This is a genomic window from Pseudonocardia hierapolitana (assembly GCF_007994075.1).
Classification (GTDB): domain Bacteria; phylum Actinomycetota; class Actinomycetes; order Mycobacteriales; family Pseudonocardiaceae; genus Pseudonocardia; species Pseudonocardia hierapolitana.
This window is the reverse complement of record NZ_VIWU01000001.1, coordinates 2,472,624-2,487,133: the sequence shown is the minus strand read 5'-3', so window position 1 is coordinate 2,487,133 and position 14,510 is coordinate 2,472,624. Positions and strand designations below refer to the sequence as shown.

At 72.2% G+C, this 14,510-nt stretch carries 16 protein-coding genes; 8 read left to right on the top strand and 8 right to left on the bottom strand.

Translation table 11 applies throughout. The annotated features are described in order from the left end of the window. Nucleotides 1-51 precede the first annotated feature (51 nt). A complete protein-coding gene (locus tag FHX44_RS11805; protein WP_147255757.1) occupies nt 52-945 on the bottom strand; it encodes a helix-turn-helix domain-containing protein in 894 nt (297 codons plus the stop codon). A gap of 223 nt (nt 946-1,168) precedes the next feature. On the opposite strand from FHX44_RS11805, the gene FHX44_RS11800 reads away from it, so the two are divergent. Together FHX44_RS11800 and FHX44_RS11795 are read left to right on the top strand one after the other, a co-directional pair. Next, nucleotides 1,169-1,993, top strand: a complete 825-nt coding sequence (locus tag FHX44_RS11800) for an SAM-dependent methyltransferase (protein ID WP_147255755.1) — start codon at nt 1,169-1,171, stop codon at nt 1,991-1,993. A gap of 178 nt (nt 1,994-2,171) precedes the next feature. Further along, nucleotides 2,172-2,882 (top strand): alpha/beta hydrolase, encoded by a 711-nt coding sequence (locus tag FHX44_RS11795; protein WP_147255754.1) that lies wholly within the window; start codon nt 2,172-2,174, stop codon nt 2,880-2,882. A gap of 6 nt (nt 2,883-2,888) precedes the next feature. On the opposite strand, the gene FHX44_RS11790 is transcribed toward FHX44_RS11795, so the two are convergent. After that, nucleotides 2,889-3,392, bottom strand: a complete 504-nt coding sequence (locus FHX44_RS11790) for an OsmC family protein (protein WP_212612429.1) — start codon at nt 3,390-3,392, stop codon at nt 2,889-2,891. Then, nucleotides 3,367-3,609: a hypothetical protein gene (locus FHX44_RS11785; RefSeq protein ID WP_147255752.1), complete on the bottom strand. Its 243-nt coding sequence runs from the start codon at nt 3,607-3,609 to the stop codon at nt 3,367-3,369. The genes FHX44_RS11790 and FHX44_RS11785 overlap by 26 nt, the downstream gene beginning before the upstream one ends. A 142-nt stretch (nt 3,610-3,751) precedes the next feature. On the opposite strand from FHX44_RS11785, the gene FHX44_RS11780 reads away from it, so the two are divergent. Together FHX44_RS11780 and FHX44_RS11775 are read left to right on the top strand one after the other, a co-directional pair. Further along, complete coding sequence (locus FHX44_RS11780; protein ID WP_147255750.1) at nt 3,752-4,150, top strand: hypothetical protein; 399 nt, start codon at nt 3,752-3,754, stop codon at nt 4,148-4,150. 96 nt (nt 4,151-4,246) lie between these two features. Continuing rightward, nucleotides 4,247-5,059, top strand: coding sequence for a Bax inhibitor-1/YccA family protein (locus FHX44_RS11775; protein WP_147255747.1), 813 nt, complete (start codon nt 4,247-4,249; stop codon nt 5,057-5,059). Between the two features lie 62 nt (nt 5,060-5,121). Here the strand turns inward: FHX44_RS11775 and FHX44_RS11770 are convergent, their stop codons facing one another. Further along, entirely contained in the window at nt 5,122-5,742 is a 621-nt protein-coding gene (locus FHX44_RS11770; protein WP_212612428.1) for an antibiotic biosynthesis monooxygenase, read from the bottom strand. A gap of 98 nt (nt 5,743-5,840) precedes the next feature. Beyond that, a complete protein-coding gene (locus FHX44_RS11765; protein WP_147255743.1) occupies nt 5,841-7,061 on the bottom strand; it encodes an acetyl-CoA C-acetyltransferase in 1,221 nt (406 codons plus the stop codon). A gap of 110 nt (nt 7,062-7,171) precedes the next feature. Here FHX44_RS11765 and FHX44_RS11760 point away from each other — a divergent pair, with 110 nt between their 5' ends. The 3 genes from FHX44_RS11760 to FHX44_RS11750 all read left to right on the top strand — a co-directional run bounded on the left by FHX44_RS11760 (nt 7,172) and on the right by FHX44_RS11750 (nt 9,411). After that, nucleotides 7,172-7,627 (top strand): pyridoxamine 5'-phosphate oxidase family protein, encoded by a 456-nt coding sequence (locus FHX44_RS11760; protein ID WP_147255741.1) that lies wholly within the window; start codon nt 7,172-7,174, stop codon nt 7,625-7,627. Between the two features lie 81 nt (nt 7,628-7,708). Then, on the top strand, nt 7,709-8,068 hold the full coding sequence (locus FHX44_RS11755) for a YciI family protein (protein WP_246170321.1): 360 nt from the start codon (nt 7,709-7,711) through the stop codon (nt 8,066-8,068). 80 nt (nt 8,069-8,148) lie between these two features. Next, a complete protein-coding gene (locus tag FHX44_RS11750; RefSeq protein WP_147255739.1) occupies nt 8,149-9,411 on the top strand; it encodes an RNA polymerase sigma factor in 1,263 nt (420 codons plus the stop codon). 176 nt (nt 9,412-9,587) lie between these two features. Here the strand turns inward: FHX44_RS11750 and shbA are convergent, their stop codons facing one another. Continuing rightward, nucleotides 9,588-10,217, bottom strand: a complete 630-nt coding sequence (gene shbA / locus FHX44_RS11745; RefSeq protein ID WP_281287886.1) for an RNA polymerase sigma factor ShbA — start codon at nt 10,215-10,217, stop codon at nt 9,588-9,590. Nucleotides 10,218-10,481: 264 nt separating this feature from the next. Here shbA and FHX44_RS11740 point away from each other — a divergent pair, with 264 nt between their 5' ends. Continuing rightward, a complete protein-coding gene (locus FHX44_RS11740) occupies nt 10,482-11,846 on the top strand; it encodes a cystathionine beta-synthase (protein WP_147255737.1) in 1,365 nt (454 codons plus the stop codon). A 1-nt stretch (nt 11,847) separates the two neighbouring features. On the opposite strand, the gene FHX44_RS11735 is transcribed toward FHX44_RS11740, so the two are convergent. After that, the gene (locus FHX44_RS11735) at nt 11,848-12,498 is read right to left on the bottom strand and encodes a response regulator (RefSeq protein WP_212612427.1); all 651 of its coding nucleotides are present in this window, start codon (nt 12,496-12,498) and stop codon (nt 11,848-11,850) included. Continuing rightward, nucleotides 12,495-14,471 carry an ATP-binding protein gene (locus FHX44_RS11730; RefSeq protein WP_147255735.1) on the bottom strand — a complete coding sequence of 659 codons (1,977 nt, stop codon included), beginning with the start codon at nt 14,469-14,471 and terminating at the stop codon, nt 12,495-12,497. The genes FHX44_RS11735 and FHX44_RS11730 overlap by 4 nt, the downstream gene beginning before the upstream one ends. Nucleotides 14,472-14,510 lie beyond the last annotated feature (39 nt).

The window sequence follows — 14,510 nt, the reverse complement described above, 5'->3', positions numbered from 1 at the left end:
CAGCCCGCCCGGCGTGGACTCCACGCCGGGCGTCGGTGTGCCTGCACCCGATCAGAGCTCGGCGATGGCCTTCGCGAGGATCTGGCGAGAGCGGTCCGGCGTCTCGGCGTCGACGGTGAGCCGGTCGAGTGCGCGACTGAAGATCTCGATCTCCTCGACGCCGTCGAGCATGACGGCTCCGCCGAGGTGCTCGATGTACACGACGTCCGGGAGTTCGGGCTCGGCGAACCGGAGCAACTGGAACGGGCTCTCCGCGGCGTAGCCGCTGAGCTGGTTGGGCACGACCTGGATGGTGACGTGTGGCTGCTTCGACTGCTCGAGCAGGAACTTGAGCTGCTCCCTCAGTACCCGCCGGCCACCGATCGGACGATGGAGCACCGACTCGTCGACGACCGCCCAGTACCTCGGCGGGTTCGGGCCGGTGATCAGCGCTTGGCGCTGCATGCGCAGGTGGATCCGCTTCTCCGTGTCGGGCGGAGCGTAGTCGGGCCGGCCCCGGGTGAGCACCGCGCGCACGTAATCCTCGGTCTGCAGCAGGCCGGGCACGAACTGCAGCTCGTAGGTGTGGATCCGGCTCGCCGACTCCTCGAGTCCGACGAACTCCTGGAACCAGCTCGGGATGACGTCGGTGTAGCGGCGCCACCAGCCGGGCTCGTTGGCCTTGCGGACCATAGCGAGGAACTGCTCGCGCTCCTCGGGGTCACTGATGCCGTACATGGTGAGCAGGTCGGCGACGTCACGTTCCTTGAACGCGACCCGGCCGAGCTCGAGGCGGGAGACCTTGGAGTCCGACGCCCTGATCATGTAGCCGGCGTCCGCGCGGGAGATGCCGGCGTTCTCGCGCAGCCTGCGCAACTGGGTGCCGAGCACGATGCGGCGCGCTGTGACACCGCGGACCTCGGCGGGCAGAACGGAACTCTGTTCGGAGCGGCCACCCTCCGCCATCTGCTCCTCCTCGCGGACTTCCGGCCCGTGTTCTCAGGCCCTCCCCACTTCCCGCTGATGGCAGAACGAGCAGGGCCGGCACTCTGCTGGACGATGACCGTACACGGAGAGAACGACAAGTGGAGGCTCACGTCCGAGGTTCAACCTGATCAGTCCTTGCCCTACACTCTACTGGCCGCCGTAGACTCCCGTGCTTCGTGATCATCTACCGAGTGAGGCGAGTGTGCCGAGTACCGAGGAAGAGGTAGTTCCGCACTACATCGACGTGTCGAAGGCCAGTGTCGCGCGGGTCTACGACGCCTTCCTGAATGGCAAGGACAACTACGAGATCGACCGTGAAGTCCTGCGGCGGGTCCAGAAAGTGGCACCGGAGGCGACGCAGCTCGGGTGGGACAACCGCGAGTTCCTCATCCGGGCCAGCCGATTCATCGCCAGTCAGACCGGTGTCAGCCAGTACCTCGACTGCGGTTCCGGCCTGCCCACGGCGGAGAACACCCACCAGGTCGTGCAGCGCATCAATCCCGAGGCCAAGGTCGTGTACGTCGACAACGACCCGGTGGTGCTCGCGCACGGACGCGCGCTGCTCGAGGAGAACGACCAGACCCATCTCGTCGGCGCCGACATCTTCGACCCGGCCGCGGTGCTGCAGAACGAGGTCGTGCGCAAGCACCTCGATTTCGCCGAGCCCATCGCGCTGTACCAGTGCGGAACGATCCACCATTACAGCGGCGATCGGTACGCCGAGATCATGCAGGAATACATCGACGCGCTGCCGTCGGGCTCCTATGTCGCGCTGAGTCACTTCTTCGACCCGGAAACCGATGAGTTCAGCCCGCTTGCGCGCCGGCTGGAGGAGGTATTCCTCCACAGTCCGATGGGTAGTGGTTGGTTCCGCACTCGCGAGCAGATCATGAGCATGCTTCCCGGGCTCGAACTCGTCGAACCCGGTCTCGTGCTCTGCTGCAACTGGTGGCCGGACGGACCGCGCGTGAAGCCGTTGCCGCCGATCTCCAACACCATCGTCGGCGCGGTGGGCCGCAAGCCCTGACGAACGGGCACCGACGCGCGCGGCACCGTCCCGTGCCGCCCAACGCTGTCGTAGTCCTCATGGGTCTCCGGTGTGACGGTCGGGCAACGGACCTTCCGGCCAGCGGAAGTGATGTTGCCCGGCGCGGAGTGACGCCGGAAGGCTGCTCCCTTCGGAGCGCGCTTTCCAGGAGGTCGCCATGACGTCGGCGCCGACATTGGTCCTCGTGCACGGTGCGTGGCACGGACCATGGGCGTGGCGCCGACTCGTCGAGGAACTCGCCGATCTCGACGTCCGTACGGTCGCGCTGCCGTCCGTCGGCCCCGACATCGCCGCACTCGGGGACATGCACACCGACGCGGAGGCCGTGCGGGCCGCGGTCGCGGTGGTGGACGGTCCCGTCCTCGTATGTGCCCACTCCTACGGCGGCGTCCCGGTCACCGAGGGCCTGGCGGGCGTGCCGAACGTCGTCGGCCTGGTCTACCTGTGCGCGTTCCAGCTCGACATCGGCGAGTCGCTGATGAGCGCGGTCGGGGGTGCCGCCCCGGGCTGGTGGGACGTGCACCGGGCGGAGGGTTACGTCGACCCGCTGCGCCCCTTCGAGACGTTCTACGCCGACGTCCGCCCGCACACCGCCCGTGGCGCCGTCGCCCGGCTCGGCCATCAGGCGCTGGCCGCGTTGGAGCAGCCGCTCACGCGTGCGGCGTGGCGCACGGTCCCCAGCACGTACGTCGTGTGCGAGCGGGATGCCGCAATCCCCGTCGTGGCGCAGGAGATCATGGCCGACCGCGCGGACCGGGTGCTGCGGATGCCCACCTCGCACTCGCCGTTCCTGTCCCGTCCCGCCCAGCTCGCCGGGATCCTCAGGGCCGAGCTCGTGGGGGCGGGCCGCGTCGCGGCGATCCGCTGAGGCGCGTCAGCCCGCCTCGACGAAGGCGATCAGCGGTTCGATGCGCACCGGGGTGGCGAGGCTGTTGGCGATGAAGCATTCGCGGTGCGCCACTTCGACGAGGTGGCGCACGCGCTCCTCGGTCGGGCCCTCGACGAGTGTGATCCTCGGCCGCAGCACGATCTCGGAGATCCGGATGGGACGCGATGCCTCGGGCATCAGGGCGGTGGCGTCGTCGCGGTAGTCGCGGACGTCGAGCCGGGCCCGCGCGGCGACCGCGAGGAACGACAGCAGCTGACAGGACGCCGCGGCGAGCACGACGAGCTGCTCGGGGTTGAGCCGCGTGGGATCGCCGAGGAACGCCGGGTCGGACGAGAGCGCGAGCTCCGGCTCGGCGGGCGGTGCGCTGCCGCGGTGCGCCCGGTCGTAGGCCGGGTAACCGCCTGCGGTGGAGCCGGACCACGAGCACAGTGCCCGGTAGGTGTGGACGGGCTGCTCCGACATGTCAGCGGGCCGGGGCGCCGGCGTCACGGATGCTCGCGGGGTCGCCTGCCCGGCGCGGTGCCAGCGGGCCGCGTGAGCGTCCCCGCAGCCAGCCCCGGCCATTCTGCAGCACCTTGCTGATCGAGTTAGGGCCCCGGCGGGACTCGATCACGTCGCCGATCCGGCCGAGCAACCAGCCGAGCACCGGGGCTCCGATCGCGAGGATCAACCACCACCGCAACCGCGCGGACAGGAACGCCCACATCGAAGGCCACCTCCAGCAGATTCCCTGCGCCCGACCGTATGCGCCGTGGTCGGACCGTGCACGTGCGAACGACGTTGTGTTCCCCCGTACGACCGGCGGAAACAGCTCCCGGGACGCCTTCGGCGAGGGCTACCATCCCTCGATGGCGGGCGACCGTCCGGTCCTGCTCGGGCTGCTGCTCTACGTCCTCGTCGCGGCCACGCCCTCCGTCCTGTTCTGGGCGGCGCTGCGGCTGCTCCCCGCTGCCGTCACGGCGTGGGCCGAGTGTCGCAGGCGCAAGGACGCACCCGCGGGGCCCGCGCTCGAGTGCGTCGTCGCGAACCTGCGCAGGCTGCGTCGCGAGGTGTGCTGCGGCTGCTACCGCACCCAGGTGCGGCGCATGGCGGTGGAGGCCGCCTACGACGACACGTTGCTGGAGTGCTGCCGGCTCGTCGAGGTCGACGCCCCGCTCGCCTCGGCGGACGCCCACGAGCGGCCGTTCGCGCGGCTCCTCACCGAGGCGGCTCTGGAAAACGCCGGGATCGCGTTGGACCCTCCGTGACCGAATCGCAGTAAAGTCATCTTTACCGAACAGGGAACGCCACAGGCTGTTTCCTCGTTGGACTGGACGCATGACCCGCTTCCGAGGAGGACCCAGGTGCGCACCAGCAGCAACCCGGCGTTCCGCAACCTGCCGACGGGGCAGGGTGGGTACGCCACATTCGACCGCCAGGGCGGCGCGACGGGCGGCGCCGCCGCCTACGCCGACGCCCAGGCCTCGCAGGTCGAGTACGGGCGGGCCGGGGTCGGCGAGCGCCCGCTCACGATGGACGACGTCGTCACGAAGACGGCAATCACCGGCGGTGTCGCGCTCGCAACGGGTGTGCTCACCGCGCTCAGCGGGATGTACTGGCTCGTGCTCCCGGCGTTCATCGTCGGGTTCGTCGTCTCGCTGATCGTCATCTTCAAGCAGAGCACCAACCCCGGCCTCGTGCTCACGTACTCGGCCGCCATGGGTGTCGCACTGGGCGGGATCACCGGCGTCTTCGAGAGCATCCCGAACTTCGAGGGCATCGGCTTCCAGGCCGTCGTCGGCACGGCGGGCGTGTTCGTCGGGATGCTGGTCGTCTACAAGACCGGCGCCGTGCGGGTCACACCGAGGTTCACCAAGTGGCTGATCGGCGCGATGTTCGGCGTCGTCATCCTGATGGTCGTCAACCTGGTGGCCAGCTTCTTCACCACCGGCGGCCTCGGGCTGCGCGACGGCTCGCCGCTAGCGATCCTGTTCAGCATCGTCTGCATCGGGGTGGCCTCGTTCAGCCTGCTGCTCGACTTCGACATGGCCGACCGGGCCGTCCGCGACGGTGCCCCGGCGAGGTTCAGCTGGTACATCGCCTTCGGCCTGATGACCACGCTGGTCTGGCTGTACATCGAGATCCTGCGGCTGCTGAGCTACCTGCGCCAGGAATGATCTGCTCCTGAACGAACGAGCGGCGCCCGTTCCCCCTGCGGGGCGGGCGCCGCTTCGTGTTCTCAGGCCATCTCGGGCACGCGCAGGTGGGCGAGCGCGAGCTCGAACTCGCCGACCTCCACGATCTCGACCCCGGCTTCCCGGGCGCCGCGCTCCCGCAGCTCGTCGGCCTTGGCGCGGCCACGGTCCATCGCCTCACGGCTGTCGAAGGTCACCGACGACACGGCGTAGCCCTCACGGCGGTCCACCATGAGGCTCGCGCTGCAGAAACCCTCGAACTCCTGCGTGGCGGGCAGGACGCCCATCTTGTAGACGTCGATGCCGCGGTCGACCTGGTCGGGCGCCATCCGCACCCAGGTGGCGCGGACGCAGGCGCCCGGGGCGGAGGTGTGGTCGCGGTGCATGACCGCGATCTCCCACTCGTCGACCTGGGGCCGGCCGCCGAGCACCTCGGACGCGCGTTCGCGCATCGGGCGCACCTCCTCGGCCGTGGCGTCCATCGCCTCCTTCGACTGCCACGCCGTGGTGACGATGCAGCGCCCCGTCAGGCGATCGACGAGCATGGACATCCCGACGCAGCCGTCCATGTCCAGCACCACCGGCATGATCTCGTCGCGGATGAGCGCGATGCCCGACTCGAGCGACTCCGGATGTGCGCGGACCGTGGTGGAGCGTGCGTACACGACCCACCACCCCCTTCGGGGTCGGGGCAGCGCCCCGGCGGCGCCGCCGGCGCCCCACACCATCCTCCCGCCGCAGGGGCCGGGCAAGACCGCAGGTGTCAGCTCAGCCGTTCGAGGACCATCGCCATCCCCTGGCCGCCGCCGACGCACATCGTCTCCAGGCCGATGGTCTTGTCGTGGGTGCGCAGGCCGTTGAGCAGGGTGGTGGTGATGCGGGCACCGGTCATCCCGAACGGGTGGCCGAGCGCGATGGCGCCCCCGTTGACGTTCAGCTTCTCCTGGTCGATTCCGAGGTCGCGGGCCGAGGGCAGGACCTGGGCCGCGAACGCCTCGTTGATCTCGACGAGGTCGATGTCGTCGATCGTCATGCCGGCGCGCGCGAGCGCTTGCTTCGAGGCCTCGACCGGCCCGAGGCCCATGATCTCGGGGGAGAGTGCGGAGACCCCGGTGGACACCACGCGGGCGAGCGGGGTGATGCCCAGCTCGGCGGCCTTGGTGTCGGACATGATCACCAGGGCGGCTGCGCCGTCGTTGAGCGGGCAGCAGTTACCCGCGGTGACGCGGCCGTCGGGCCGGAACACCGGCTTGAGCTGGGCGACGGCCTCGAAGGTGACGCCGGCGCGCGGCCCGTCGTCCTTCTCGACCACGGTGCCGTCGGGCAGCGTGACCGGGCTGATCTCGCGGGCGAAGAACCCGTTCGCGATGGACTTCTCGGCGAGGTTCTGCGACCTGACGCCGAAGTGGTCCATGTCCTCGCGGGTGACGCCCTTGAGCCGGGCGAGGTTCTCCGCGGTCTGGCCCATGGCGATGTAGATGTCGGGCAGGTGCTCGTCCTCGCGCGGGTCGTTCCACGAGTCGGCGCCGTTCTCGGCGATGTGCCGGGTGCGGTCCTCGGCGTCGGCGAAGACGGGGTTGTGGGTGTCGGGATGCGAGTCGGAGGAGCCCTTCACGAAGCGCGACACCGTCTCCACACCCGCGGAGATGAACACGTCGCCCTCGCCTGCCCTGATGGCGTGCATGGCCATGCGCGTGGTCTGCAGCGAGGAGGAGCAGTAGCGGGTGATCGTGGTGCCGGGCAGCGTGTCGTGGCCGAGCAGCACGGCCACCACGCGCGCCATGTTGAAGCCCTGCTCGCCACCGGGCAGGCCGCAGCCGAGCATGAGGTCGTCGATGTCGGCCGGGTCGAGCTGGGGGACCTGGGCCAGCGCGGCGCGCACCATCTGCGCGGTCAGGTCGTCGGGGCGGATCGTGGTGAGCGATCCCTTGTGTGCACGGCCGATCGGGGACCGGGCCGCCGCGACGATCACGGCTTCGGGCATCGTCGTTCCTCCTCGCACGGTGACTACGCGGAGCGTACGCGCCGGTAACCGGCTGCGGGACGGGTCGAACCTGACAGTCGCTGGCAGCTTTGTGCGGCATCCTCGTCGGCATGACCGCCTGGAAGGACGTCGAGGAAGCCGTGCCCGAGTTCGCCGAGCGGGTGCGGAAGATCTTCGACGCGCACAAGCACAAGACGATCGCCACGCTCCGGGCCAACGGCGCGCCCCGCATATCGGGGATCGAGGCGGAGTTCGCCGACGGGGAGCTGACCTTCGGCTCGATGACCGGCGCCCGCAAGGGCGCCGACCTGCACCGCGATCCGCGGTTCGCGTTGCACAGCCCGTCGGTGGACCCGCCGGAGGGCAACCCGGCCGGCTGGGCGGGTGACGCGAAGATCGCCGGGCGCGCCGTACCCGCCGGTGCCGTGGAGGGCGACGCCGAGGGCGAGCTGTTCCGCGCCGACATCGAGGAGGTCGTCCTCACCGGGCTGAACGCGGAGGCGACGATGCTGGTGATCGAGACCTGGACACCGGGCAAGGGGCTGTGGCGCGTCGAGCGGAAGTAGGGGCTGTCGATTCCGGGCCCGCCCGATCGTCGTCATGCTGGTGGCAGTCCAGCCATCACGCGAGGGACGAGGAGCCGAGAAGTGAAGTACATGTTGCTGATCTACGGTTCGCAGGACGTGGCGCCGCAGACGCCGGAGGCCGTCCAGAAGGTGATGGACGAGTACTGGGCCTACGAGAAGGCCGTGGCCGACGCGGGTGTGCGGATCGCGAGCGACGCGCTGCAGGGCGTCGAGACCGCCACCACGGTCGAGGTGCGCGACGACGGCGAGCGGGTGGTGACCGACGGCCCGTTCGCCGAGACGCGCGAGATCCTGGGCGGCTACTACCTGCTCGACGTCCCGGATCTCGACGCCGCGCTCGACTGGGCAGCCCGCTGCCCGGGCGCGCAGCACGGGAGCCGGATCGAGGTGCGGCCGGTGATGGAGTTCGAGCAGCCGTGAGTGAGAATGTGTTCGAGAAGCGCGGAGCGGGCCGCCCAGGTCAGCCGGGCCCTGCTGGGTCACCGGCGTTTGCGGCCAACATGCGTGCTTCTCAAACACATTCCGAGGGAGCGGCCGGCTCCGTGGAGGCCGTGTTCCGGGAGGAACGGGGCCGGCTGCTCGCCACGCTCGTCGGCCAGTTCGGCGACCTCGACCTCGCCGAGGAGGTCGCGTCGGACGCGGTCGCGGCCGCGCTCGAGCGCTGGCCGGTGGACGGCGTTCCCGGCAGGCCGGGCGCCTGGCTGCTCACCACGGCGCGGCGCAAGGCGGTGGACCGGCTGCGTCGCGACAAGGCCTACGCGGCGCGGATCGCGGTGCTGCAGGCCGAGGCGGACCGCAGTGGCTCGGCCGCGGCGCCGGCCGAGGACGAGGACGTGCCCGACGAGCGGCTGCGCTTGTTCTTCACCTGCTGCCACCCGGCGCTCCCGCTGGACGCGCAGGTGGCGCTCACGTTGCGCTGCCTCGCCGGGCTCTCGACCCCGGAGGTCGCGCGCGCGTTCCTGGTGCCGGCGGCCACGATGGCGCAGCGGATCGTGCGGGCCAAGCGCAAGATCAAGGGCGCGCGGATCCCGTTCCGGGTGCCGGAGGCCGACGAGCTGCCCGTGCGGATGCCGGGTGTGCTCCGCGTCATCTATGCGATCTTCACCGAGGGCTATGCCGCCAGCGCGGGGCCCGAGCTGGTGCGAGGGGACCTCGCCGATGAGGCGATCCGGCTGGCGCGGATCCTGCACCGGCTGCTCCCGCGAGAGCGGGAGGTGGCCGGGCTGCTGGCGCTGATGCTGCTCGTCGACGCCCGGCGGCAGGCGCGCACCGGCCCGGACGGGCAGCTGGTGCTGCTCGACGAGCAGGACCGCTCGCGATGGAACCGCGCGTTCATCGAGGAGGGACGGGGCCTCGTGGTGACGGCGCTGCAGGGCGGTCCGCCGGGCCCGTACGCGCTGCAGGCGGCGATCGCCGCGGTGCACGACGAGGCGGCCGACGTCACCACAACCGACTGGCCGCAGGTCGTGGCGCTCTACGACGTGCTCGCGGACGTCGCGCCGTCCCCGGTGGTGGCGCTGAACCGGGCCGTCGCCGTGGCGATGCGGGACGGGCCTGCGGCGGGGTTGGTGCTCCTGGACGCGCTCTCCGCCGACGAGCGGTTGCGCGGCTACCACCTGCTGCCCGCCGCCCAGGCCGACCTGCTGCGGCGGCTCGGCTGCCGTGATGAGGCTGCCGCGGCGTACCAGCAGGCACTGGCACTCGTGGGCAACGCCCCGGAACGGGCGTACCTGGCGCGCCGCCTCGAGGAGGTGACGGGCTAGCGTCCCGAACCGAAAGTCCACCACACAACTCGACGGCGCAGCTCCCCGCTGAGCACACCGGCGAACCGCCCGAGTACGCCCGGTACCCCGGTACGAGGCCGGCCCGCCGGCGCATTCAGCGGAAACCTGGATCCGCCGATTTTCGCACCGGACTTCCGGCTCGGGACACCAGGCCGTCAGGCGGTGCGCCGCTCCACCAGTTCCCGCAGCTTCGCCAGGGCCCGGTGCTGGGTGACCCGCACGGCGCCGGACGTCGAACCGACCGCCGTGGCGGTCTCCACCGCGGTCATCCCGAGCGCCACGCGCAGCACCAGGATCTCCCGGTGGTGCTCGGGGAGCTGGTCGAGCAGCGCGCGCAGCTCGGCCACGACGCCGCCGTGCAGGGCGGCCTGCTCGGGGCCGTGATCGAGGTCCGGCTCCTCCGGGACGAACTCGGTGGCCACCGACCGGTCCCGCCCCGCCGCCCGGTAGGCGTCCACCACCTTGTTGCTGGCGATCCCGTAGACGAACGCCATCACGCGCTTCTCGGGACGCCACCGACCCAGGGCCCCGACCACGGCGACCAGCGTGTCCTGGGCGATGTCCTCCGCCGACTGCGAACCGAGCATCCCGATGCCGATGCGGGCGCGGCAGTACTGCACGACCATCGGGCGGATCCGGGTGAGCAGGTGCTCGAGCGCCCGCTGGTCGCCGCCGGAGGCGAGCCCGGCGAGGTTGTTCAGCTCGGCGTCGCGACGGGCCGACCGGGCAAGGTCGGCCCGGTCGGCTTCCTCGGCACCGATCACCTCGTCCCCGGTGGCTGACACCGGCGCCCCTCCTGCAGCTCGCGGAACGGTTGGATCGGGTGCGCGACGGGCGGGCCGCGCCGGATCTGCGGATGTCTCCTTTGTCCGGTCGACACGCCCTCGACCGGGTTAGGCTCCGACGGCGAACAGTAGTCCGTACGCGGCCGTTCGCGCTGCCGTTCGGCGGCCGGACACGGCGTCCGGAGGGGATCGAGCGCATCAGCCCGCGTCGCGGGGCGTCGGTGGGCCGCTCACCGATTCGGCGCGGGGTGCGACGATTGGCCCATGCGTTACGTCGAGCACGTCGCCGATCTGGTCGGGAACACCCCTCTCGTCCGGCTCGGCGCGGTGGCCGAGGGCATCGCGGCACCCGTGCTGGCCAAGGTCGAGTACTTCAACCCGGGCGGCAGCGTGAAGGACCGCATCGCGCTGCGGATGGTCGAGGCGGCCGAGGCGTCCGGGGAGCTGCGGCCCGGCGGCACGATCGTCGAACCGACCTCGGGCAACACCGGGGTGGGGCTGGCCATGATCGCGCAGCGCAAGGGCTACAAGTGCGTCTTCGTCTGCCCGGACAAGGTGAGCGAGGACAAGCGAAACGTGCTGCGCGCCTACGGCGCCGACGTCGTCGTCTGCCCGACGGCCGTGGACCCGGACCACCCCGACTCCTACTACAAGGTCTCCGACCGGCTCGTCGGCGAGATCGACGGCGCGTGGAAGCCCAACCAGTACGCCAACGAGCACAACCCGGAGTCGCACTACCTCGGCACCGGCCCGGAGCTGTGGGAGCAGACCGACGGCCGCATCACGCACTTCGTGGCGGGCATCGGTACCGGCGGCACCATCAGCGGCACCGGCCGCTACCTCAAGGAGGTGTCCGGCGGGCGCGTCCAGGTGATCGGTGCCGACCCGGAGGGATCGGTGTACAGCGGCGGCACCGGGCGGCCGTACCTGGTGGAGGGCGTGGGCGAGGACTTCTGGCCCAGCACCTATGACAAGGGCATCTGCGACCGGATCGTGGCCGTCTCCGACGCCGACTCGTTCGAGATGACGCGCCGCCTCGCGCGCGAGGAGGCCCTGCTGGTGGGCGGATCGTGCGGGATGGCGACGGTCGCGGCGTTGCGGGTGGCGCGCGAGTTGCCCGCCGACGCGGTGGTCGTCGTCCTGCTGCCCGACGGCGGCCGTGGCTACCTGGGCAAGGTCTTCAACGACAAGTGGATGGCGAGCTACGGCTTCCTCCCGCCCACCGAGGGCGCGACCGTCGGCGACGTGCTGCGGCGCAAGGACGGCACGATCCCCGACCTCGTGCACGTCCACCCGAACGAGACCGTGGCCGACGCCGTGCAGTACCTGCGGGAGTTCCACGTCTCGCAGATGCCGGTGGTGCGGGCCGAGCCGCCGGTGATGGCCGCCGAGGTGGCCGGGGCCGTGGTGGAGCGGGACCTGCTCGATGCGCTCTTCACCGGCCGGGCGCAGCTGTCGGACCGGCTGGAGAAGCACATGTCGGCGCCGTTGCCGACGATCGGGGCCGGTGAGGCCCTCGACACGGCGATGAGCGCGTTCGCCGACGCGGATGCGGCACTCGTACTGGTGGACGGCAAGCCGGCGGGTGTCGTCACCCGGTCGGACGTGCTGGCGTTCCTCGGGAGCTGAGTCAGCGACCGCCACCGAGGCCTGCCTCCCGCGCACGCACGATCGCCTGGGAGCGGTCGGCCACCCGCAGCTTGGCGAGGATGGCCGACAGGTGGTTGCGCACGGTCTTGTCCGAGAGCGAGAGCCGCCGGGCCACGGCGAGGTTGTCGAGGCCGCGCGCCACGAGGTCGAGCACCTCGCGCTCCCGCTCGGTGAGCTCGGGGAACGGGGTGGCGGCACTGCGCGCACCGGTGACGAAACCGAGCATGCGCTCCGCGACGCCGGCTGCCACGTGCAGCTCGCCGTGCGCGACCGCGCGCACCGCGCGCTCCACCTCGGTGGGCGACGCGCTCTTGAGCAGGTAGCCGCGGGCGCCCGCGCGCATCGCGGCGAACACCGAGTCGTCGTCCTCGAGCATCGTGACCACGAGGACGCGCAGCTGCGGGCGCTCGCGCAGCACCGCGCGGGTGGCGTCGATGCCGGACGTGCCGGCCAGGTCCAGATCCATGATCACGACGTCGGCGGGCGTCCGGCGGGCGAGCTCCACGGCCTCCGGCGCGTCGGCGGCCTCGCCCGCCACAACGAAACCGGGGATCGACGCCAGCAGCGCGCGCATGCCGAGCCGGAACGTCGGGTGGTCGTCCACCACGAGGATGCGCACGGGCTCTGTCACCCGGCACCCCCGAGCACCGCGGCCTCCCGGTGAGCAGGCACCGTCACCTCCACCACCGTTCCGCCCTCGGGTCCGGGTCCGATCCGCGCCACGCCGCCCAGGTCGGCGGCCCGCTCGCGGACGGCGCGCAGCCCGACGCCCGGACGGCCATCCGGGTCGATGCCCACGCCGTCATCGGTCACCTGCAGGCGCACGCCGTCGCCCGCCTGCTCGAGCCGGACCACGCAGCGCGCGGCCCGGGCGTGGCGGTGGGCGTTCGTGACCGCCTCGGCGGCCACGCTGTAGAGGCCCACCGCCGCCGGCGCGGGCAGCGCCGCCGCGGCGGCCGGGTCCACCTCCGCGCGTACCGCGAGGTCGGCCGAGTCGAACCGCGCCGCCATGTCCTCCAGCGCGCTGGCGAGACCGCGCTCCTCCAGCAGCGGCGGCAGGAAGGCCCGCGCCAGGCTGCGCACGTTCTGCACCCCGCGCTCCACCTCGCCGGCCAGTCCGTCGAGCAGCCGGCCCGCGGTGTCCGCGTCGCCCGCCGCGAGCAGGTTCCGGGCGCCCTGCAGGCCCAGCGTCACCCCGGTCAGCACCGGGCCGAGGTGGTCGTGCACCTCGCGGCGCAGGAGCCGGCGCTCCTCGGCGCGGGCGGCGAGCGTACGCGCGCGGGCGGCCTCCAGCTCCGCGGTGAGCAGCGCCAGCCGCACGACGGCGGCGACGACGCCGGCCAGCGGCTGCAGGTCCCGCTCGGTGCGCGCGTCGAGGCGCTCGCCGGGCGCGCCCCAGACCGCCAGCTCGCCGACGTGCTCCCCGGCCGCCGCCAGCCCGACGGTGAGCGGTGGGCCCCCCACCGCGCCCACCGCCGCCAGCTGCCTGCCGTCGTCGAGCCGCACCTCGGCGCCCTCCCCGCGCAGCGCCTCGACCACCGGCTCCAGCACGCTGTGCACCAGCTCCGCGGGCGCCGCGGCGCTGCCCAGCCGCAGCCCGATCCGCTCGGCGCCGGCGCCGGGCGCCGCGGACGGGCCGCGCACGAGCAGGTCGACCCGGCGCTGCAGCCACGCCCGCGCCGGCACGGCGAGCCCCGCCAGCACGGCCGCGGCCAGCACCCCGCCCGCTCCGGTGCCGACCGGCAGCACGGCGGTGGCGACGAACACGATCAGCAGGTAGGCGACCACCGAGCCCGCGGTCAGCAGCCCCCACACCAGGGTGCGGCTCACCACGAGGTCGATGCCCCACAGCTGCTGGCGCAGCACCACGACGAGGATCGCGGCGGGGAAGAACGCCTGCGCCGCGAGCTGGACCGCAGGCACGATCCCGGGGTCGACCAGCGCCATCGCCAGCGGGAGCGGCAGCGCCAGCGGCACGAACGACAGGGCCATCAGCCCCGAGCCCAGCGTGAGCCAGCCCAGGCCCCGGCGGGTGGCGGGGGTGCCGCGCAGCCAGCGACGGGCTGCGTCGGCGGTCGCCAGCGCGCCGAGCACCACGATCGTGCCCATCTGCACGGGCAGCGAGCCCGCCACCGCGGCGATCCCCGTCGCCGCCTCGGCGTCCGGCACGAGCACCCGCGCCGCCGTGATCGCGACGCACGCGGCGGTGCCCGTCCACACCCCCGCCCGCGCCGGGCGGGACAACGCCCCGTCGCGCACCAGCCACGGCACCACGACGATCAGCCCGGCCGTGCCCGGCACCCACGCCACGGACGTCAGTGACGCCACCGCGTCCGCCCCGGGCAGCGGGAGGCCCTGCACCGTGGCCCGGGAGTACCCGGCGGCGAATGCGGCGATCCCGTCGCCGACCGCGGCGAGCGCCACCCACCACGCCACGGCCACCGCGCGACGGGCGAGCAGGACCCACGCCAGCAGGCCGTACACCACCGCCACCACGACGTCCACCACGAAGAACAGCGCCTCGCCGCCCTCGTAGAGCTCCGCCCACGGGAGCGAGAGGACGGCGAGCGCGGCGAGCAGCCACGAGGTGGCGGCCACGACCACGGCGGCGACAGGGCTGTGTCTGACAGCATGCGCTCGCGG

Bases quoted from the DNA above. Each gene is read 5' to 3' on its own strand.
- FHX44_RS11805 (WP_147255757.1), bottom strand. From the start codon at position 945: ATGGCGGAGGGTGGCCGCTCCGAACAGAGTTCCGTTCTGCCCGCCGAG.
- FHX44_RS11795 (WP_147255754.1), top strand. From the start codon at position 2,172: ATGACGTCGGCGCCGACATTGGTCCTCGTGCACGGTGCGTGGCACGGA.
- FHX44_RS11785 (WP_147255752.1), bottom strand. From the start codon at position 3,609: ATGTGGGCGTTCCTGTCCGCGCGGTTGCGGTGGTGGTTGATCCTCGCG.
- FHX44_RS11780 (WP_147255750.1), top strand. From the start codon at position 3,752: ATGGCGGGCGACCGTCCGGTCCTGCTCGGGCTGCTGCTCTACGTCCTC.
- FHX44_RS11765 (WP_147255743.1), bottom strand. From the start codon at position 7,061: ATGCCCGAAGCCGTGATCGTCGCGGCGGCCCGGTCCCCGATCGGCCGT.
- FHX44_RS11760 (WP_147255741.1), top strand. From the start codon at position 7,172: ATGACCGCCTGGAAGGACGTCGAGGAAGCCGTGCCCGAGTTCGCCGAG.
- FHX44_RS11750 (WP_147255739.1), top strand. From the start codon at position 8,149: ATGCGTGCTTCTCAAACACATTCCGAGGGAGCGGCCGGCTCCGTGGAG.
- FHX44_RS11740 (WP_147255737.1), top strand. From the start codon at position 10,482: ATGCGTTACGTCGAGCACGTCGCCGATCTGGTCGGGAACACCCCTCTC.